This window comes from Streptomyces sp. NPDC088197 (assembly GCF_044741185.1).
GTDB lineage: Bacteria > Actinomycetota > Actinomycetes > Streptomycetales > Streptomycetaceae > Actinacidiphila.
Genome location: NZ_JBIUSD010000002.1, coordinates 592,540 through 611,832 on the forward strand (window position 1 = coordinate 592,540; position 19,293 = coordinate 611,832).

General features: G+C 72.5%; 17 protein-coding genes. 5 read left to right on the forward strand and 12 right to left on the reverse strand.

What is annotated here, in order from left to right:
* Positions 1–71: 71 nt before the first annotated feature.
* Positions 72–1,175 carry an SDR family oxidoreductase gene (locus ACIOC1_RS07310; protein WP_355347392.1) on the reverse strand — a complete coding sequence of 368 codons (1,104 nt, stop codon included), beginning with the start codon at positions 1,173–1,175 and terminating at the stop codon, positions 72–74.
* Positions 1,176–1,342: 167 nt separating this feature from the next.
* On the opposite strand from ACIOC1_RS07310, the gene ACIOC1_RS07315 reads away from it, so the two are divergent.
* On the forward strand, positions 1,343–2,785 hold the full coding sequence (locus ACIOC1_RS07315) for a zinc-dependent metalloprotease (RefSeq protein ID WP_355347395.1): 1,443 nt from the start codon (positions 1,343–1,345) through the stop codon (positions 2,783–2,785).
* Positions 2,782–3,321 carry an NUDIX domain-containing protein gene (locus ACIOC1_RS07320; RefSeq protein WP_391044330.1) on the forward strand — a complete coding sequence of 180 codons (540 nt, stop codon included), beginning with the start codon at positions 2,782–2,784 and terminating at the stop codon, positions 3,319–3,321. The genes ACIOC1_RS07315 and ACIOC1_RS07320 overlap by 4 nt, the downstream gene beginning before the upstream one ends.
* Before the next feature lie 112 nt (positions 3,322–3,433).
* Here the strand turns inward: ACIOC1_RS07320 and ACIOC1_RS07325 are convergent, their stop codons facing one another.
* The 4 genes from ACIOC1_RS07325 to ACIOC1_RS07340 form a co-directional block, all read right to left on the reverse strand.
* Complete coding sequence (locus ACIOC1_RS07325; protein WP_355348694.1) at positions 3,434–4,195, reverse strand: AIM24 family protein; 762 nt, start codon at positions 4,193–4,195, stop codon at positions 3,434–3,436.
* Positions 4,196–4,212: 17 nt separating this feature from the next.
* Positions 4,213–4,896 (reverse strand): AIM24 family protein, encoded by a 684-nt coding sequence (locus ACIOC1_RS07330; RefSeq protein WP_188285752.1) that lies wholly within the window; start codon positions 4,894–4,896, stop codon positions 4,213–4,215.
* A 6-nt stretch (positions 4,897–4,902) separates the two neighbouring features.
* Entirely contained in the window at positions 4,903–6,543 is a 1,641-nt protein-coding gene (locus ACIOC1_RS07335) for a TerD family protein (RefSeq protein WP_355348690.1), read from the reverse strand.
* Positions 6,544–6,644: 101 nt separating this feature from the next.
* Positions 6,645–7,277, reverse strand: a complete 633-nt coding sequence (locus ACIOC1_RS07340) for a M48 family metallopeptidase (protein WP_355348687.1) — start codon at positions 7,275–7,277, stop codon at positions 6,645–6,647.
* Between the two features lie 265 nt (positions 7,278–7,542).
* On the opposite strand from ACIOC1_RS07340, the gene ACIOC1_RS07345 reads away from it, so the two are divergent.
* Together ACIOC1_RS07345 and ACIOC1_RS07350 are read left to right on the forward strand one after the other, a co-directional pair.
* A complete protein-coding gene (locus ACIOC1_RS07345) occupies positions 7,543–8,736 on the forward strand; it encodes a ThiF family adenylyltransferase (RefSeq protein ID WP_401852497.1) in 1,194 nt (397 codons plus the stop codon).
* A 21-nt stretch (positions 8,737–8,757) separates the two neighbouring features.
* Positions 8,758–10,107, forward strand: coding sequence for an AarF/ABC1/UbiB kinase family protein (locus ACIOC1_RS07350; RefSeq protein ID WP_355348681.1), 1,350 nt, complete (start codon positions 8,758–8,760; stop codon positions 10,105–10,107).
* 95 nt (positions 10,108–10,202) lie between these two features.
* On the opposite strand, the gene ACIOC1_RS07355 is transcribed toward ACIOC1_RS07350, so the two are convergent.
* From ACIOC1_RS07355 to ACIOC1_RS07375, 5 genes are all read right to left on the reverse strand, one after another.
* Entirely contained in the window at positions 10,203–10,388 is a 186-nt protein-coding gene (locus ACIOC1_RS07355) for a hypothetical protein (RefSeq protein ID WP_223187396.1), read from the reverse strand.
* 105 nt (positions 10,389–10,493) lie between these two features.
* Positions 10,494–10,742 (reverse strand): hypothetical protein, encoded by a 249-nt coding sequence (locus tag ACIOC1_RS07360; protein ID WP_188283322.1) that lies wholly within the window; start codon positions 10,740–10,742, stop codon positions 10,494–10,496.
* A gap of 125 nt (positions 10,743–10,867) precedes the next feature.
* Positions 10,868–11,236 (reverse strand): WhiB family transcriptional regulator, encoded by a 369-nt coding sequence (locus ACIOC1_RS07365; RefSeq protein WP_391044318.1) that lies wholly within the window; start codon positions 11,234–11,236, stop codon positions 10,868–10,870.
* Positions 11,237–11,391: 155 nt separating this feature from the next.
* Entirely contained in the window at positions 11,392–11,763 is a 372-nt protein-coding gene (locus ACIOC1_RS07370) for a hypothetical protein (protein WP_355348677.1), read from the reverse strand.
* Positions 11,764–11,896: 133 nt separating this feature from the next.
* Positions 11,897–14,104: an ATP-dependent DNA helicase UvrD2 gene (locus tag ACIOC1_RS07375; RefSeq protein WP_401852502.1), complete on the reverse strand. Its 2,208-nt coding sequence runs from the start codon at positions 14,102–14,104 to the stop codon at positions 11,897–11,899.
* 226 nt (positions 14,105–14,330) lie between these two features.
* Here ACIOC1_RS07375 and ACIOC1_RS07380 point away from each other — a divergent pair, with 226 nt between their 5' ends.
* A complete protein-coding gene (locus tag ACIOC1_RS07380; RefSeq protein ID WP_355348671.1) occupies positions 14,331–14,573 on the forward strand; it encodes a mycoredoxin in 243 nt (80 codons plus the stop codon).
* Between the two features lie 95 nt (positions 14,574–14,668).
* On the opposite strand, the gene nudC is transcribed toward ACIOC1_RS07380, so the two are convergent.
* Together nudC and ACIOC1_RS07390 are read right to left on the reverse strand one after the other, a co-directional pair.
* Positions 14,669–15,589, reverse strand: coding sequence for an NAD(+) diphosphatase (gene nudC / locus ACIOC1_RS07385; RefSeq protein WP_355348668.1), 921 nt, complete (start codon positions 15,587–15,589; stop codon positions 14,669–14,671).
* Positions 15,590–15,673: 84 nt separating this feature from the next.
* A complete protein-coding gene (locus ACIOC1_RS07390; protein WP_401852505.1) occupies positions 15,674–19,177 on the reverse strand; it encodes a UvrD-helicase domain-containing protein in 3,504 nt (1,167 codons plus the stop codon).
* Positions 19,178–19,293 lie beyond the last annotated feature (116 nt).

Sequence of the window (19,293 nt, forward strand, 5' to 3'; positions counted from 1 at the left end):
CATATGCCCGCGATACGGAAAGCGGCTTCCACCGCCGCGGGGCGACGGACACGCCTTCGGATCTATCGGATCTAGAGGCCGCGCCGCTTGCGGGCCCTGCGCACCAGCGCCGCCGTACCGACCAGCGCGACCGTGGCACCCGCCGCGCCCAGCGTCGTGGCGTCCTTGCGGCCGAGCCTGCGGCCCGCGAGCGAATTGCGGCCCTCGACCTCGGCGAGCAGCTCGGCCAGCACCTCCTCGTTGGACCACTGCGGGCGCCAGCCCGCCTCGTGCAGGCGGCTGCCGCTGACCACCCACGGGTGCATCGTGTACGCGAGGTCCCCCGCGGGCGACGGGGTCAGGCCGAGGCGGTGCAGCCGGGCGGCGGCGCCGAAGGCGATGGCCGCGGGCAGCTCCATGCGCCGGATTCCGGTCAGCTCCTCGATCTCCTCCTGCTCCAGCCAGCCGTCGCAGCCCACCGCCATCTCGCCGTCGACCTTCTCCAGGACGGCGTACTCCAGCGCCGACACCAGGTCCTCGACGTGGCAGAACTGCCAGCACGGCCTGCTGCCCGCCACCACCAGCAGCCGCGGCGACTCGAAGTAGCGGGTCAGCGCGGTGTCCGTGCCGCCGACCAGGACGGCCGGGCGCAGAACCGTCACATTGAGGCCGGGGTGGGCGCGCGGGGCACGGCGGCCGAGCCGTTCGATCTCCAGCAGGTCGTCCACGAAGCTGGCCTCCGAGGTGGCCCGCAGCGGGGCGTCCTCGGCGAGCGGCACGTCGTTGTCGGCCTGGGCGCCGTAGACCATCGCCGAGGTGCACAGCACCACACGGTGCACGCCCGCGGCAGCGGCGGCGGTCAGTACGGTCTGCGTACCGCGCACATTGAACGCGGACCGCGCCTTGGCGTCGGATTCCAGGTCCAGGTCGAGCGCGAGGTGGACGACGACGTCCGCGCCGCGCAATTTGTCGGCGATGACCGGGTCCCGCACGTCGAGCACCCGCCAGGTCGCACCGGGCACGTCACCGCGCCGTTCGTCGATCGCCACGACCTTCTTGACCTGGTCGGATTCCACGAGCCTGAGCGCCAGCTGGCGGCCCACGCCGGACGCGGCGCCGGTGATCGCGACCACCGGTCCGGACGCGGCCCTGCCCGCGCTCCGCTCTGGGCGAACGTGTCCTTCTGGGGAACTCACCGGGTGTCTCCCACGGTTGTTTCAAGTACGGGTGCGGCTGGCGCACGCCATCGGCGTGACGTCGGTACGCAGCCATCCTGCCTGACACGTGTCTAGGCTGGAGGTACTGCCCGTACACCGAGCCCGACACAACCCCAGCCCATCACAACACAGAGCCGAGGAATCCCGTGAGTGACAACCCATTCGGATTCGGCGTCCCTCCCGAGGAGCCCGAGGACGGGGACGACGGCCGGAAGAACAAGGGCGAAGGGGGCCAGGGCGGAGCGCCGAACCCGTTCGGCTTCGGTGGCGTCGGCGGCGGCGCCGCCGGCGACAACCCGTTCGCGGCGATGTTCGGCTCGCTCAACCCCAACGACCTGGGGGCCGCCTTCCAGCAGCTCGGCCAGATGCTGTCCTACGACGGCGGCCCGGTGAACTGGGACATGGCCAAGGACATCGCCCGCCAGACGGTCGCCCAGGGCACCCAGGACGGCGTCAAGGACGCGACCGTCGGCCGCGCCGACCGCTCGTGGGTCGAGGAGGCCGTACGGCTGGCGGATCTGTGGCTGGACAGCGCCACCTCGCTGCCGTCCGGGTCCGGCTCCGCGGTGGCCTGGAGCCGCGCGGAGTGGGTCGAGGCGACGCTTCCGGTGTGGAAGGAACTGGTCGACCCGGTCGCCGAGCGCGTCGCCGGGGCGATGGGCGATGTGCTGCCCGAGGAGATGCAGGCCATGTCCGGCCCGCTGATCGGGATGATGCGCTCGATGGGCGGCGCGATGTTCGGCTCCCAGATCGGGCAGGCGCTCGGCACCCTGGCCGGTGAGGTCGTCGGCTCCACCGATGTCGGCCTGCCCCTGGGCCCGGCGGGCAAGGCGGCGCTGCTCCCCGCGAATGTGACCGCCTTCGGCGAGGGCCTGGGCGTCCCGCAGGAGGAGGTGCGGCTCTACCTGGCGCTGCGCGAGAGCGCCCACCAGCGGCTCTTCGCGCACGTGCCGTGGCTGCGCGCGCATCTGTTCGGCGCCGTGGAGGGTTACGCGCGCGGGATCAAGGTCGACACCGCGCGGCTGGAGGAGGCGGTGGGGCAGCTCGACCCCTCGCAGCCCGAGCAGCTTCAGGAAGCGCTTCAGCAGGGCATGTTCCAGCCCGAGGACACCCCGGCGCAGAAGGCGGCGCTGGCCCGGCTGGAGACGGCCCTCGCGCTCGTCGAGGGCTGGGTGGACGCGGTCGTGCACGAGGCCGCCGCCCCGCACCTGCCGTCCGCGGGCGCGCTGCGCGAGACGCTGCGCCGCCGCCGCGCCACCGGCGGTCCCGCCGAGCAGACCTTCGCCACCCTGATCGGTCTTGAGCTGCGGCCCCGCAGGCTGCGGGACGCCTCCCGGCTGTGGGCCTCGCTGACCGACGCCCGCGGTGTCGACGGCCGCGACGGCCTGTGGGCGCACCCCGACATGCTGCCGACCGCCGCCGACCTGGACGACCCGGACGGCTTCGTGCACAGCGAGGGCGTCGACTTCTCCGAGCTGGACAAGATGCTCGGCGAGGCCGCGAGCGGCGGCGACCGCAAGCCCGAGGCGCCCGGCGACGCGGCCGACAAGGGCGAGAACCCCGACGAGGACGGCGACTCCGGCAAGTGAGCCTTCTGCACGCGGACGCGGTCGGCGTCCTGGAGCGATGGAGTGCGCCCGACGAGGGGCAGGAGCGGCTGCGCGAGGAGTATCTGGCGCACCTGGCTGCGTATCCCGACGGCATGTGGAAGGCGTGCGCCGACGGGCACATCACGGCGAGCGCGCTGGTGGTCGACCCGCCGCGCGAGCGCGCCCTGCTGACGCTGCACGCCAAGCTGCGCATGTGGCTCCAGACCGGCGGCCACTGCGAGCCGCAGGACACCACCCTGGCCGGGGCGGCGCTGCGGGAGAGCGCGGAGGAGTCCGGGATCGCCGGTCTCGGCCTGCTGCGGCCCGAGCCGGTGGCTCTGGACCGGCACCGTACGCCCTGCGCGTGGCATCTGGACGTGCAGTACGCGGTCGTCGCCCCCGAGGGCGCCGTCGAGGCGATCAGCGACGAGTCGCTGGATCTGCGCTGGTTCGGCTACGACGAGGTCGCGGCGGTCGCCGACAGCTCCGTACAGGCGCTGCTGGGCCGGATACGCGCGCTGACGCGGAGCGCCTGACACGGGCCGGAAAGAGGTGGCCGTTCATGACCCGGGTCCTGAACGGCCACCTCTTTTGTGCGGCTTTTCACGGCGTTCGTACGACGAGGTCGGCGGCTCTCGTACGGCGAGGTCAGTTGGACCAGATGTTGCCCTGGTTCTGACCGTGGCCCTGCGGGCCCATGCCGTACTGGGCGCGTACGCCCTGGCCGATCACCGCGTTCTGCGGCGGCATCAGCTCGCTGGGCTGGACCAGGACGTATCCCTGGCCGACGAAGTTCAGCTCCCAGCCCTCGCCGGTGTTGCCGCGGCGGCGGAAGACGGAGGAGCTGCTGGTCTGCGCCTGCATCTGGACGCGCAGGCTGGTCGACCAGGCGACGACGGCGTCCGCGTCGCAGGACACGTACTTGTCGGGCGTGACCGGCATCAGCAGCGGCTTGCCCGACGTCATCAGGGCGACCTTGCCCTGCCCCGAGATGTTGAGGTTGTACGCGCCCGTGCCGGACAGGCCGAACTGGCTGTCCACCGCGATCACGTCCCAGTGCAGCCCGGAGTCGAGCGCGAGGACGTACGCGCTGTCGACGGTCAGGCCCTCGTGGTCGACGTCCAGGATGTGGATCTGCTGGGCGAGGTTGGCGAGGTAGACGGTGCCCTGCCCGGAGCAGCGCATCAGGTCGAGGCCCTCGCCGGTGTGGCGGCGGGCGCCGCGCTGGCCCTGCGACTGGTACTCGCCGTCGAATTCGATCATGCCCTGGTAGGCGACCATCGAGCCCTTGCGGGCCAGGCAGTCGGGGCCGGTGTTGCCGTCGAGGCGGACCCGCAGGAGGTAGGAATTCTGCAGGGTGTAGTGGTCCTGGTTCTGGACCTCGGTGAATGCGAAAAGCGGGCTCTGCATGATGGTGTCGCTCCCCCTCAGCCCCGGATCCGGAGACGGTCAGTGCTGTCCTCGCTGGGCTGGACGACCACGAAGCCCTGGCCGGAGAAGGCGATCTGGAAGGCCTCCCCGCTGCCGCGGCCGATCAGCGCCCCGGCCCTGAAGCTGCGCTTGGCCTTCATCTTCAGCCCCGACGACCAGGCGACGAGCGCGTCCGGGTCGACGTAGGTCTCGTCGGCGCCGCTGCCGCAGTCGACCACGATCGGCGTGCCGCGGGAGGTCACCGCGACCCAGCCCTGACCGCTGACCCCGACGTTGAACAGGCCCTGACCGGCGAATTTGGCCAGCCCCTTGACCCGTTCGACACCCCAGGTGAGGTGCGCGTCGAAGGCGAGCAGATTCGTGCCGTTGACGGAGACCGACTCGTTGTTGAGATTGAGACAGACCACGTCGGCGCCGTAGTCGGCGAGGTAGAGCAGGCCGTCACCGCTGCATTTCATCAGCGGGGCGCTCTCGCCGGTCAGCCAGGCCGAGGCCATCTGCCGTACGGCGGGCGGGTTGGGCTCGTACTGCACGAAGCCCTCGTAGGCGACCATCGAGCCGGTGCGCGCGAAGAGGTCCTGGCCGGTCACCATGGCGACCTTGAGCATCGACGAGCCGTGGTTCTCCATCCGGGCGGCCACCGGTGCCGGTGCGTAGCCCGCGATCATCTGCTGGTCCATGGCGGGTCACACCTCGTAGGGCTGGACGACGATGAAATTACCGGGGGCGCCGCGGAACTGGAGGTTCACGGTCTCGCCGCTGTGGCCGGGATACGCGGTCCTGCGCAGCCGTACCTGGCTGGAGACGATCACCTGTGAGGCGGCCGACCAGGCGACGATCGCGTTGCTGTCCGCGTAGGTGGTCGGGGTGACGGGCAGCACCACGGGGGTGCCGTGCGTCTTCACGATGACCGTGCCGGTGCCCTGGAACTGCATGGTGAACAGGGCGCCGCCGGGGATGCCGTGGCCCTCGATCCTGCGCACCTCGTGCTGGAGGGATTCGTCGAAGGCCAGCACATTCTCCGCCGAGACGCAGATGGCGTCGCCCTGGAGCTCGATGGGGTGCAGATAGGCGGCGTTCTCCGCGAAGAAGACCTGGCCGCCCCCGGTGCAGCGCATGAGCTGCATCTCCTGGCCCGTGGCGTTGCCGACGATGCGGCCGGTGAAACCGGCACCCTTGTAGCCGAAATCGACTTTGCCCTGGTAGAGCACCATGCTGCCCTGCCGGGCGAGGACCGGCTGGCCGCCGCCCTGGCCGAGGTCGGCGCGCATCATCTTCGGATTCTGCTGCGTCCAGCGCTGGCCGGTGGGCGTCTCGCGGTACTTCTGCATGGCGGCGGCGAGGCCCGCGTTCTGCGCGGGGACGGCGGGGGCCGCGTAGCCGCCGCCGGGCGGGCCGGGGGGACCCGGCTGGCCCGGCACCTGGCCGAAGGGCGGCTGACCGCCGAATCCGGGGGCGGCGGGGGGCGCGCCGGGCGGCGGGACCTGGCCGAAGGGCGGCTGTCCCGGCGGGGCCTGGCCGGGCGGCGCGGTCAGGGGCGCGACCATGGTGGGCGCCTGGTGGAGGCCGGGGTTGCCGGGAGGCGGCGCGAAGCCCTGCGGCGCGGGCGCGGCGGGCGGGCCGGGAGGCGCGCCGAAGGCGGGCGCGGGAGCCGGGGGCGGTACGGGGGCGGCCGGCGCGGGTGCTCCGAAGGCCGGAGCGGGGGCCGCCGCGGGGCCGGGCGGGGGTGCGAAGCCGGGTACGGCGCCGGGCGGCGCGAAACCGGGGGCCGCGGCCTGCTCGGGCGCGGCGGGCTCGTCCTCGGCGACCTCGCCGCCGAAATTCCGCAGCAGCGCGTCGAGCCCGCCGTCGAAGCCCTGGCCGACGGCGGCGAAACGCCACACGTCCTTGAGATAGATGTCCGCGACCATCACGGCGCGTTCGGTGGTGAATTCCGCGCCGGTGAAGGCGTACCGCGCGACTTCCTCACCGCCCGCGACGAGCCGCAGATAACCGGGGGCGACCTGCGACATCTGCCCGTTGCCGTCGATCGTCGCGGTGAAGGCCAACTTGTGCACGTTCGCCGGTATGCGGTCGAGAGTGACACGGAAGGACTCGGTGTCGCCGGACTGCGCGCCGAGGAGCTGGATCGACTCCTCGGGCGACTTGGGCTGGTTGAAGAAGATGAAGTAACGGTCGTCCGACAGTTGTTCCTTGTCGTCGAGCCCGAAACAACTGATGTCGAAGGTCAGGCCGGGGCCGGAGATCTGTACACCGACATACAGATCCGTCCCCGCCGTCAGATCACTGATCTTGGCCTTGTGGCCACGCTGGAATTCCCTGGCCATGGATACGACCGTCCCCCATCCCCTCATTGCTGCGCTCGCGATGCGGCGCTTGTGCTGCCGCGCCGACGTGGCGACAGGCTAACCGGTCGTGCCGACAGCGGCTATTCCTCGCGGGAACCGGGCGGATGCGGCAGCCGGTCGGCCGCCACGACGCCCTCCAGGAAGCCGCGTGCGCGCTCGGTGCGCGGATAGCTCTCCAGCAGTCGCCAGAAGCTCGGGCCGTGTCCCGGCACGAGCAGGTGCGCCAGCTCGTGCAGCAGCACGTAGTCGATGACGTACTCGGGCATCCCCTGGAGGCGGTGCGACAGGCGGATGCTGCCCTCGGAGGGCGTGCACGAGCCCCAGCGGGAATTCTGGTTGGTGACCCAGCGGACCGTGTCGGGCACGGCCCGGCCGAGCAGATACTGCTCGGACAGCCGTTCCGCGCGGGCGGCCAGCTCGTCGTCGCCGGGCATCCGGCGGCTCTCCTGCGCCGCCAGCTTCTCCAGCATCGTGGTCACCCAGCGCTGCTCCTCGGCCGCCGACATTCGGGCCGGAATCAGCACGACAGTTCGGTCGCCGTCGCGATATGCCGAAACCGTTCGGCGCCTGCGGGCACTGCGGCGTACTTCCACCGCATTGGTCCGTAGGCCGCTTGCGGGCTGGCTGGAGAGGCTACGCGCTGGATCGGCGGACACGCCTTCGACGTTACCCGCTGCGTGTCCGGGAAGTCCCGTCTCCCGGCCGGTTCGCATGGGAATCACCTCGCTTCATACGCATATTGAACGACTATCCCCCACAACCTGTGGATAACTCTCCGGGAGTTTCGCCGGGAAATGGCATGCTGAGTTCTGTCGCTTACGGAGAGTGACGAGGGAAGTCGGAATGGGGAATTTCGCCGGGCGGGCCGGATGGACGGGACGGGCTGGCCGGTGGGCGGCTCTCCCGGTGGACCTTCTTGCGGACGTCCTGGTGGACGTCCCGGTGGATCGAGTGAACGGATGGACGGGGGTGACGGTCATGCGTCCCATGCTCAAGAGCGCGCTGCGCCGCAGTTGGCGGGACAGGGAGAGCGTGCAGTTCGGGGTGGACCCGGCGCACGCGGTGGTGCTGGAGCCGGTCGACGGCGCGGCGGCCGGTTTTCTCGACCTGCTCGACGGCACGCGCGGCGCCGACACGCTGACCCGTGACGCGGGTGCGCTGGGCCTCGGGCCCGCGCAGGTCAGACGGCTGCTGGGGCTGCTCGCCGAGGGCGGCGTGCTGGACGACGCGGCGGCGCACGGCGCGCTGGCGGAGGCGGTACGGCACCGGGCGGCGGCCCTGGACCGGCTCAGACCCGATCTGGCGGCGCTCTCGGTGGTCCACCCGGGTCCCGGCGGGGCGGCGGGTCGGATACGGCACCGCAGGGCGGCACGGGTGCGGGTGCACGGGGCCGGGCGGGTCGGCGCCGCCGTGGCCTCGGTGCTGTCGGCGGCCGGGGTGGGCTCGGTGGACGTGCTGGACAGCGGGCGCGTCGAGCCGTGGGACACCGGCCCCTGCGGCATCCCGGCCGACCACATCGGGGACCGGCGGGACGCGGCGGCCCGTGGCGCGGTACGGCGGGCGGCGCCGGGGCCGCGTACGACGCCGGGCGAGCGCGGCAGACCCGGCGCCACGGTGGTGGTGATCGCGCCGAGGGACGGGCTGGACGCCTGGGCGCCGGATCCGGGCGAGTCCCGGCGGCTGGTCGCCTCCGGGGTGCCGCATCTCTACACGGGTGTGGTCGAGGGGACGGGCGTGGTCGGTCCGCTGGTGCTGCCGGGGCGGACGGCGTGCGGGGAGTGCCTGGGGCTGCGGCTGGCCGACGAGGACCCGGCCTGGCCCCGGATACTGGCCCAGCTCAGGTCGGGGCGGCAGCCCGCGGTGCCCGCCTGCGACATCGCGCTGGCCACCTCGGTGGCCGGGCTGGCGGCCGGACACGTGCTGGCGCACCTGGATGGACGGGTGGCGCCGGGGGTAGGCGGCCGGGTGGAGATGTCGCTGTCCCGGCTCACCACCAAGGTCAGGGCGCTGCCCGGTGACAGCCGCTGCGGGTGCGGTGCCGGGACCGCCCGCGGGGCGCGGGACGGCCGGGACACCTGGGGCGACGCAGACGGGGGCAAAGCGGCGGAGCCGACGACAACCGGTGCTCGCTGGGACGGGGCGCCGGTGGCGGGGGGCACAATGGCCATGTGACCGACGGGAAATGAGGGGCGCATGTCTGATCTTCCGCGCAAGGCTGTGACCCGTACCGCGAAGCTGGCGGCGCTCCCTCTCGGGTTCGCCGGACGGGCCACGCTCGGACTGGGAAAGCGGCTGGGGGGCAGACCGGCCGACGAGGTCGCGACCGAGTTGCAGGAGCGGACCGCGGAACAGCTCTTCAAGGTGCTCGGCGAGCTGAAGGGCGGGGCCATGAAGTTCGGCCAGGCCCTGTCGGTCTTCGAGTCGGCGCTGCCGGAGGACATCGCCGGGCCCTACCGGGCGGCGCTCACCAAGCTCCAGGAGGCCGCCCCGCCGATGCCCGCCCGCACCGTGCACAAGGTGCTGGCGGAGCGGCTGGGCAAGGACTGGCGCTCACTGTTCAGCGAATTCGAGGACACCCCGGCCGCCGCCGCGTCGATCGGCCAGGTGCACCGGGCGGTGTGGAGCGACGGGCGCAAGGTGGCGGTGAAGGTCCAGTATCCGGGGGCGGGCGACGCGCTGCTGTCCGACTTGACGCAACTGGGCCGGGTGGCACGGCTGTTCGGGCCGCTGGTGCCGGGGGTGGACGTGAAGCCGCTGCTGGTGGAGTTGCGCGAGCGGGTCGAGGAGGAGCTGGACTACGCCCTGGAGGCCAGGGCGCAGCACGCGCACGCGGAGGAGTTCGCCGAGGACCCGGACGTCCACGTGCCGGATGTGGTGCACCAGGCCGACGAGGTGCTGGTCACCGAGTGGATGGACGGCGTGCCGATGTCGGAGGTGATCTCCGGGGGCAGTCAGGAGATGCGGGACCGCGCGGGGCAGCTCCTGGCGCACTTCCTGTTCGCCGGGCCCGCCCGCACCGGGCTGCTGCACGCCGATCCGCATCCGGGGAATTTCCGGCTGCTGGTCGACGACGGGCCCGCCGAGGGCTGGCGGCTGGGCGTGCTGGACTTCGGCACCGTCGACCGGCTGCCGGAGGGGCTGCCGCTGCCGATCGGCACCGCCCTGCGGCTGGCCCTGGAGAGCGACGCCGACGAGGTCTACGCGATGCTCCGCCAGGAGGGTTTCGTGAAGCCGACGATCAAGCTGGACGCCGAGGCCGTGCTGGACTATCTGCGGCCGATCATCGAGCCGGCCGGGCGCGAGGAGTTCACCTTCGACCGGGCGTGGATGCGCGCCCAGGCGGCCCGGATCGCCGACCCGCGCTCACCCGCGCACCAGCTCGGCAAGCAGCTCAATCTGCCGCCCTCCTATCTGCTGATCCACCGCGTCACCCTCAGCACCGTCGGGGTGCTGTGCCAGCTCGGCGCGACGGTCCGGCTCCGCGACGAGCTCAACGCGTGGCTCCCCGGCTTCGACCCCGAGGGCACGGCGGAGTCGGCCTGAGCGGGCACGGACGCCGGGCGGCGGCGGACGGCTGGCGCTGAAGGCTGGGTGCTGGGGCGGCCGGGCGGCTGGGCGGCCGGCGGTTGGGAGCCGCGCTACCACCACGCGGAGTCGAGGCGGCTCTCGATGCTGCGGAGGTGCTGGCGCGCGCACGTGACGCAGAAGTACACGCGGTGTCCGTTCTCGACGGAGCAGGTCCACGTCAGCGGCAGGCCATCGTGGGTCTCGCCGCAGCGGGCGCACGTGGTCGTGGTCGTGGTCTGAGAGTTCTTCTGATCCACTGGTTGACGATACCTCCGCATGCGCCGCGTTTGTCGCCGTAACGCACCGCGGGGCCGGTCCTTTCGGACCGGCCCCGCGTCAAATGTTGGTAACTGCCTGACTGGTTACTGCATGACGGCCATCGCCAGTGCCCGGCGGGCACGGAGCGAGGCGCGTTCGGCACGGCGCTGGAGTCGGCGGGCGGCGAGCAGCCGCACGGACCTTCGTTCGTGTTCGGCCTCGTACAGGCGCTGTTGCATATGGGCACGCGCCAGTGCTTCTGGCATGAGTTGCATTTCGAGGTTCCTGTTCTGGTACGACGCGGGGGCGTCGGAAGTACGGGCTGCGGGGATCTCGGTGAGTGTGGGGTTCATCGGGGCCTGATTCTTCGGGTCGAGCGTGAGTGGGCGGTCAATCGTTCCGGGCAGATGCGCCGTGGTGGCGCTTCGGGTGGTGCGGGCCTTCCTGACGTTCCGGGTCGGCCGGGTCCTCCTGGCGGTCATACCGCGACCGCGTCCTTGCGCGGACGGCCACGGGGCCGCTTGCGGGGCACGACTACACCCTGGATGAACAGCTCGCCGCCCCAGACACCCCAGGGCTCGCGGCGGTCCTTGGCCCCGGCGAGGCAGGCCTCACGGACGGGACAGGTCTGGCACAGGGACTTCGCGTACTCGACGTCCGCCGGCGACTCGGCGAAGAAGACCTCCGGGTCGTAGGTGCGGCACGGGACGGGCACGCCGAGTCGCTCGATCTCGTCGTCGAGCTCGGTGAGGGGCAGCAAGGGAGTCTCCGGGTCGTGGTGTGCTTCTGCGGGCGAGCGGTTCAGGTCGGGCTGGGGTCCGGACGGGGCGTGCTGGGCGGTAGGCACGGTTGGTTCGTTCCTCGTCTGTCGGTCCGGCCGGTGGGCCGGTTTTCTGTTTCTGCCTGTCCTGCGGAACAGGCTTTCTGTCTGGAGAGAAAACAGAAGGGCCGCGGATCCCGGTCTGGGATTCCGCGGCCCTGAGGCGCCGACCTGATGCGTTATCAGGCTGGATCACTCCAGGGTTCGAGCCCGCGGAAGGCCCACTTGCCGTACTGCTGCGTCTTCTGCTGTCCATTGCCATTGGCGAAGCCGCCGCTGGCGAAGCCGTCGATAGCGCCCTTGGCCTCGATCGCAGCCTTGGCGGTACCAGCGCCGGCGCCGTTGGCCGCCGCCGCGAAGGCAGAGGCATGCGCCAGAACCTTCGCCGCTACCGCTGCCGCGGGCGCCTGCATCGGTCGCTCGTTCCGCTCACGGATCGGCAGAACCGGGAGCAGGGCGGAAGACAGACGGGTGGCACGCGGCGAAACGCCGAGCGGGCAGGTGGCGACGACCGAACGATCGGTCATTTTCACGGTGGTCATGATGCTGATCATTGGGCTCGCCTCCTCTCGGCGTCGTAGTGCGGATGGAACGGACTGCTAGTACATCACGATCAGACCCGCTCTTGGAAGAGCCGCTCTCGACCGTGCTCCCGAAGGCTATGGGGACTTCCTCGGGATGCGCAAACTATTTTTCCGCCTCTTCTTCAGTTTCTTCGGAAGATCCTTCGGCGGCCTCGTTTCCGCCCGGTTCCTCCCCCGCGCACAGCGCCAGAACGTCCGCGCCGAACTTGTCGAGTTTCCGCGCGCCGACCCCCGCGATCTGCGACAACTCCGCCTCGCCGCCCGGCCTGACCTCGGCGATGGCCAGCAACGTCTTGTCGGTGAAGACGCAGTACGCGGGCTGGCCGAGCGCCTTGGCCTGTTCCATCCGCCACTCGCGCAGCCGTTCGTACAGCGCCTCGTCGAGATCCGAGGGGCAGTCCTCGCAGCGCATCAGTTTGATCTCGCCCGCCTCGGACAGCGTCCGGCCGCAGACCCGGCACAGCACCGGGCCGCGCCGCTTGCGACCGCTTGAGCCGCGCTCCGCGCCGCCGCTGCCGCCCGCGCCCGCGCCGCGTGCGCCGCGCGGCGCGGAGCCGGGGCGCAGCCCGTCCAGGAAGCGCGAGGGCCTGCGCCCGCCGCGCCCGCCGGGTGAGCGGGACAGCGCCCAGGACAGCGACAGGTGCAGCCGGGCCCTGGTCACCCCGACGTACAGCAGCCGCCGCTCCTCCTCGACCTGCTCGTCGGTCTTGGCGTAGGTGATCGGCAGCGTGCCCTCGGTGAGGCCGACCAGGAAGACCGCGTCCCACTCCAGGCCCTTGGCGGCGTGCAGCGAGCCGAGCGTGACGCCCTCGACGGTCGGGGCGTGCTGCGCGTTGGCCCGCTCGTCCAGTTCCGCGACGAAGTCCGAGAGGGTGGCGTCCCGCCGGGCCGCCGCGAAGTCCTCCGACAGCCGGACCAGCGCGGCCAGCGACTCCCAGCGGTCCCGTACCGCCCCGGAGCCGGCCGGCGGCTCTGAGGCCCAGCCGCGGGAGCTGAGCACCGCGCGCACCTGCTGCGGCACGGTGTTGTCGGCCTCTTCCGGGTCGGTGGACGCGCGGGCGGCGCCGCGCAGCAGCAGCCCGGCCTCGCGCACCTCCGGCCGTTCGAAGAAGCGTTCCGCGCCGCGGAGCTGGTACGGCACCCCGGCGTCGGCCAGCGCCTGCTCGTAGACCTCGGACTGGGCGTTGATCCGGTAGAGGACGGCGATCTCGCTGGGGCGTACGCCGGAGGCGATCAGCTCCTTGATCCGGCGCGCGGCGCCCTCGGCCTCCGCGGGTTCGTCCGCGTACTCGGAGTACACCGGCTCGGGTCCGGCCTCGCGCTGCGAGATCAGTTCCAGCCGGTGGGCGGCGGCCTGGCCGCGGGCCTTGCCGAGCAGGCCGTTGGCGAGGCCGACGACCTGGGGGGTGGAGCGGTAGTCGCGGACCAGCTTGACCACGGTCGCGTCGGGGTGCCGGGAGCGGAAGCCGAGCAGGAAGTCCGGGGTGGCGCCGGTGAAGGAGTAGATGGTCTGGGAGGCGTCGCCGACCACGCACAGGTCGTCCCGGCCGCCGAGCCACAGCTCCAGCAGCCGCTGCTGGAGCGGGCTGACGTCCTGGTACTCGTCCACCACGAAGTGCTGGTACTGCGACCGCACGGTGTCCGCCACGTCCGGCCGGTCCTGGAGCACCCCGACGGTCAGCAGCAGCACGTCCTCGAAGTCGATCACCCCGCGGTCCCGCTTGAGCTGTTCGTACGTGGTGTAGATCTTCGCCACCTCGGCCGGGTCGCGCGGCACGTCACGGCCGGTCTTGGCCGCCGCGGCCGCGTACTCCTCCGGCACCGTCTGCGTGACCTTGCACCACTCGATCTCGCCGGTGACATCGCGCAGTTCGTTGCGGTCCAGCCTGATCCGGCAGCGGGCTCCCGCCTCCGCCACCAGTTGCACCTTGCGCTCCACCAGCCGCGGGATCTCCCCGCCGATCGCCCGCGGCCAGAAGTACTGGAGCTGCCGCAGCGCCGCGGAGTGGAACGTCCGTGCCTGCACACCGCCCGCGCCGAGCTGCCGCAGCCGCCCCCGCATCTCCCCCGCCGCCCGCGCGGTGAAGGTCACCGCGAGCACACTCGCGGGTTGCAGGATTCCGGCCCGCACCCCGTACGCGATCCGGTGCGTGATCGCCCGGGTCTTGCCCGTACCGGCCCCCGCCAGCACGCACACCGGCCCGTGCAGCGCCGTCGCGACGGCGCGCTGCTCGGGGTCGAGTCCGGCGAGCACCGCGTCCGCGGAGTCGGGTTGCGCGGGAAAGAGCGATTCGTGGGTTGTCGCAGTCACCCCGCCACTCTGCCAGGTCCGACCGACACCCCGGCGAAGTTATCCACAGCCGCCCGCGAAACCCGCCGCGCACCCCGCCCCGGTACCTGCCCCTGGACCCGCACCCGCAAGCCGCCCCGTAACCCCCTCGCGGCCGACCGGCCGCCCCCCGGAATGCCCACTCCCGCCATGGTGTTCTACTGGCGCAGAACCCCCTTCACCCGCAGGCGACGAGGAGCGAGAAGCGATGTCGGGCACCGTGACCATGTACAGCACCACCTGGTGTGGCTACTGCCGTCGGCTGAAGAGCCAGATGGACCGCGAGGGCATCGCGTACACCGAGGTGAACATCGAGGAGGACGCGGAGTCGGCGAAGTTCGTGGAGAAGGCGAACGGCGGCAACCAGACGGTGCCGACCGTGCTGTTCCCCGACGGCTCCACCCTCACCAACCCGTCGCTGGCGCAGGTGAAGCAGAAGATCGGCGCCTGACCCGCACCGTACGTACGAGCCCGTCGTCGCCGTGAGGCGCGGCGGGCTCAGGCGTTGCTGCCGCTGGGGGCTCAGGCGTTGGCGCCGCAGCAGGCTCAGGCGTTGGCGCCGGGGCGGGGCAGGGGCTTGCCGTACCACAGCTCGATGAGCCGGGCGGCGATGGAGATGCCGAAGGGCGGCAGCACTTCGCCGGACTCGAAGGCGGCGCGCAGGTCCTCGCGGGAGAACCAGCGGGCCTCGTGGATCTCCTCGCCGTCGACGGTGATCTTCGACGAGGTGGCGTGGGCGTTGAAGCCCAGCATGAGGCTGGAGGGAAAGGGCCAGGGCTGGCTGGCGACGTACTCGACGTCGCCGACGACGACGCCCGCCTCCTCGAAGACCTCGCGGCGTACGGACTGCTCGATGGACTCACCGGGCTCCACGAAGCCCGCGAGGGTCGAGAAGCGGCCTTCGGGCCAGTGGACCTGGCGGCCGAGCAGGGCCCGGTCCTCCTCGTCGGTGACCAGCATGATCACGGCCGGGTCCGTACGCGGGTAGTGCTCGGCGCCGCAGGCGGGGCAGCGGCGGATGTGGCCCGCGGCGGCGATGACGGTGCGCTCGCCGCAGCGGGAGCAGAAGCGGTGCATCCGCTGCCAGTTCTCCAGCGCCACCGCGTGCACCATGAGTCCGGCTTCCAGCGGCGACAGCAGCCCGCCGACCTCGCGCAGCCCCGCGGGACGCGCCTCCTCGTCCATCCGGCCGGGAAGGGTGTCCTTCTGGAGCGCGAAGTAGCGCACGCCGTCCGGGGCCGTGCCCAGGAAGTAGCGGTGCGTCTCGGTTTCCGGGGCGTCGAAGGCGGGGGTCATCACCAGGGCCGTACGCCCGTCGGGCCCGTCCTCGACCAGCACCTGGCCGCCGGAGACGACGAAGACGCGGGTTGTCGGGTGGCTCCAGGCAGCGGCCAGCCACGCCTCGTCCAGGCGGTGGTGCGCGGCTCGGTCGACGCCCTCGTGGGTGAGGGCGAGCGGTTGCGACATAGCGTCGAATCCGGTCAAGGCTGCTTTCAACTCCCGGTGGTCGTGCACATACGTGCAGCCTAGCTTGGCGGGGGTGGTCCCGATTTACGCGGTCGGGCCCCGCTTTCCCGCGGTCGGGCCCAGCAGCCGCTCAAGACCCTCCCGGTCCGGCAGGTCCGGCGGCCGGATGACCGTCGCCGTGCGGATGTGGAGGAAGGCGGCGGTGACGCGGTCGAGCGGGACGCCCTGGTGCTCCGACCAGGCCAGGCGGTAGACGGCGAGCTGGAGGGGGTCGGCGTCGGTGGCGCGGCCGGTCTTCCAGTCGAGGATCTCGTAGCGGTCGCCGTCCCGGTACACCGCGTCCATCCGGCCGCGGATCACGCGGCCCGCCAGGACCAGGTGGAAGGGGAATTCGACCCGGTACGGGGTGCGGTCGGCGTACGGACCGCGCAGGAAGGCGTCCTTGAGCGCGGCGAGGTCGCGTTCGTCGGCGATGTCGTCGTCGCCCTCGATGCCGGGGAGGTCTTCGGGCCCGAAGAGCGGGCGGGCGTCGAACCGCGACTCGACCCACGCGTGGAAGCGGGTGCCGCGCCGGGCCGCGGGCGCCGGGGGGCGCGGCATGGGCCGGGCCAGGTCGCGGGCGAGACCGTCGGGGTCGGCGGCCAGCCGCAGCAGCTGCGTCGCGGTGAGCGCGGCGGGCAGCGGCACGTCCCGTACGCCCGCCCGCGCCCGCCGCAGCTCGTCGGCGAGCGCGTCGAGGTCCCGGTCCCAGGACGCCACCAGCCGCGCCTCTTCCGCTACGAGACCGGGTTCACCGTCCCGTGCGGGTTCACGTACGGGTGCGTCCTGCGCCACGGGGCCGCGCGCCGGTACGTCCTCGCGTACGCCGTGCGACTCCCGTACCGGCGGGCGCTGGGTGGGGAGCGCGTCCCAGTCCGCGACGTCGCCCATGTCACCCACGTCGTCGTACGGCGGCTCGTCGTCCGGCTGGTCGTCCGGCTCCTCGTCCGGCTGATCGTCCGGCTCGTACGACGGCTCGTACGGCAGCGGCGCCGGGGAATCCGCGCCGGGGTCGGGGCCCGCGCCGGACTCCAGGTAGGTGAGGACGGTCTTCGCCGCCCGGCGCCGCCGTTCCAGGGCGGTCGGGTCGAGGGGCAGCGGCCAGGGGGGCTCGACGGGGGCGGCGAGGGCGGGATTCTGCTCGTCCTCGGCCGGGGGCTCCGCCCAGTGCTCGATCTCGCCGTGGCCCGCCTCGCAGTGGGTGCGCAGGGCGTCGAGGAAGGCGGACGGCTCGAACGGCTTCTTCTGGGTGGGGCCCCAGCGGTGGCCGGAGCCCAGCAGCAGGGAGCGCGGGCGGGTGAAGGTGACGTAGCCGAGGCGCAGCTCCTCCACGCGCTGGTGTTCCTTCATGGCCGCGCGGAAGCCGTCGAGCCCGGCGCGGCTCCATTCGGCCACGTCCGGGAGGGTGGCCGCGTCGCCGCGCAGCCCGTGTGGCAGCACTTTCGCGTTGGCGGGCCACAGCTCGCGTCCGCGTTCGCTCGGGAAGCCCTTGGCGACCAGGCCCGGCACGGCCACGACGTCCCACTCCAGGCCCTTGGACTTGTGGGCGGTGAGCACCTTGACGGTGTTCTCGCCGCCGGGCAGCGAGCTGTCGAGGCCCTTCTCGTACTGGATGGCGGTGTGCAGGAAGCCGAGGAAGGCCAGCAGCGTGGCCTCGCCGTCGAGGGCGGCGAAGCCCGCGGCGATGTCGAGGAAGGCGTGCAGGGTCTCGCGGCGGCGGGCGGCGAGCGCGTGCGGGGACGCGGACAGCTCGACTTCGAGGCCGGTGACGGCCAGGACCCGGTGGAGCACGTCCATCAGCGGGTCGGCGAGCGCGCGCCGCAGATCCCGTATCTCCGCGGCGATCCGGGCGAAGCGGACCCGTGCCTCGGGCGAGAACGGCAGGTCGTCGTCCGGGCCGTCGCTCCCGTCGGACCCCGGGGACGCCGATGCGAGGAATGTCTCCAGCGCGTCCGCCAGCGAGATCACCTCCGCCGGGTCGACGCCCTCGACGGCCGCCGCCAGCGGATCGCGCCCGTCCCCCGCGGCCCCGTACCGCACGAGCTGCCGGGCGCGGCGGCCGAGGAGGGCCAGGTCGCGGGGGCCGATCCGCCAGCGGGGGCCGGTGAGGAGGCGGACGAGGGCGGCGTTCGCGGTGGGGTCGTGCAGGACTTCGCAGACGGCGACGAGGTCGGCGACCTCGGGCAGGTGCAGCAGCCCGGACAGGCCGACGACCTCGACGGGGATGTCGCGGGCGACGAGCGCGGCGTGGAAGTCGGCGAAGTGCGCGGCCGTACGGCACAGGACGGCGATCTCGCCCGCGGGGGTGCCGGTGCACACCAGGTGGGCGATGGAGTCGGCGAGCCAGGCCGTCTCGTCGTCCTGGGTGGGCAGCAGGGCGCAGCGCACCAGCCCGTCGCGTTCGGCGCCGGGGGCGGGCCGCAGGGCCTCGACGCCTTCGTGGCGGGCGCGCAGTTCGACGGCGAGGGTGTTGGCGAGGTCGAGCAGGCGCCCGCCGGAGCGGCGGTTCTCGCTGAGCGAGTAGCGGTCGGCGGGGCGGCCGTCGGCGTGGGCGAAGTGCCGGGGGAAGTCGTCGAGGTTGGCCACGGAGGCGCCGCGCCAGCCGTAGATGGCCTGGCAGGGGTCGCCGACGGCGGTGACGGCGTGCCCGGTGCCGCCGCCGAACAGCCCGGCGAGCAGCAGCCGCTGGGCGACGGAGGTGTCCTGGTACTCGTCGAGCAGCACCACCCGGTACTGGTCGCGCAGGATCGCGCCGACCTCGGCCCTGTCCTGCGCGAGCGTCGCGGACAGCGCGATCTGGTCGCCGAAGTCCAGCAGGTCGCGGGAGCGCTTCTCGGCCCGGTAGTCGGCGGCGAGCCCGGCGAGGTCGAGCCGGGCGCGTACCGCCTGCTTCACCTCGCGCGCCCAGGCGTAGCCGCGCGTGGCCGGGTCGATGTCGGCCAGTTCCTCGGCCAGGCGCGTGTCGTACGCCGTCAGCCGCTCGACCGGCACCAGGTGCTCGGCCAGTTCGCCTTCCAGCGCCAGCAGGTCGCCGACGAGTGTGGGCAGGCCCTTGGTGAGCGCCGGATACGGTCCCGGCGCGCGGCGCAGCACCTTCGCGGCGAGCTGGTAGCGGGTGGCGTCGGCGAGCAGCCGCGCGCCGGGCTCCAGGCCGATCCGCATCCCGTGGTCCTTCAGGAGCTGCCCGGCGAAGGAGTGGTACGTGGCGATCTGCGGGTCGCCCGGCGGGTGTTCGGGGTCGCCCTCCGCCGCCGGGTCCGGGTCGGGGTCGGTGATCCCGGCCCGCGCGAGGGCTCTGCGGACCCGCTCGGACAGCTCGCCCGCCGCCTTGTTGGTGAAGGTCAGGCCCAGCACCTGCTCGGGCGCCACCTGTCCGGTGCCGGTCAGCCACACCACCCGCGCGGCCATCACCGTCGTCTTCCCCGACCCGGCCCCGGCCACGATCACGCCCGGCGCGAGGGGTGCGGTGACGCACGCCATCTGCTCCGGGGTGAACGGGATGCCCAGCAGCTCCTTGAGCTGCTCGGGGTCGGTGAGGGGGGTTGCCACTCGGGTGAGGCTATCCGGCTCCGCCGACAGCCGTGGCGGCGGAACCCCTCATTCCGCGATCCGTACGACACCGCCGTCCGCACGCTGGGCGGCCCGTACGGCGGCCGTCGCTCACA

Coding starts and splice junctions, on each gene's coding strand:
- ACIOC1_RS07370 (WP_355348677.1), bottom strand. CDS start 11,763: ATGATCAGCATCATGACCACCGTGAAAATGACCGATCGTTCGGTCGTC.
- ACIOC1_RS07340 (WP_355348687.1), bottom strand. CDS start 7,277: ATGCGAACCGGCCGGGAGACGGGACTTCCCGGACACGCAGCGGGTAAC.
- nudC (WP_355348668.1), bottom strand. CDS start 15,589: ATGTCGCAACCGCTCGCCCTCACCCACGAGGGCGTCGACCGAGCCGCG.
- ACIOC1_RS07325 (WP_355348694.1), bottom strand. CDS start 4,195: ATGCAGAGCCCGCTTTTCGCATTCACCGAGGTCCAGAACCAGGACCAC.
- ACIOC1_RS07350 (WP_355348681.1), top strand. CDS start 8,758: ATGTCTGATCTTCCGCGCAAGGCTGTGACCCGTACCGCGAAGCTGGCG.
- ACIOC1_RS07330 (WP_188285752.1), bottom strand. CDS start 4,896: ATGGACCAGCAGATGATCGCGGGCTACGCACCGGCACCGGTGGCCGCC.
- ACIOC1_RS07335 (WP_355348690.1), bottom strand. CDS start 6,543: ATGGCCAGGGAATTCCAGCGTGGCCACAAGGCCAAGATCAGTGATCTG.
- ACIOC1_RS07380 (WP_355348671.1), top strand. CDS start 14,331: ATGTCGGGCACCGTGACCATGTACAGCACCACCTGGTGTGGCTACTGC.
- ACIOC1_RS07345 (WP_401852497.1), top strand. CDS start 7,543: ATGCGTCCCATGCTCAAGAGCGCGCTGCGCCGCAGTTGGCGGGACAGG.
- ACIOC1_RS07360 (WP_188283322.1), bottom strand. CDS start 10,742: ATGAACCCCACACTCACCGAGATCCCCGCAGCCCGTACTTCCGACGCC.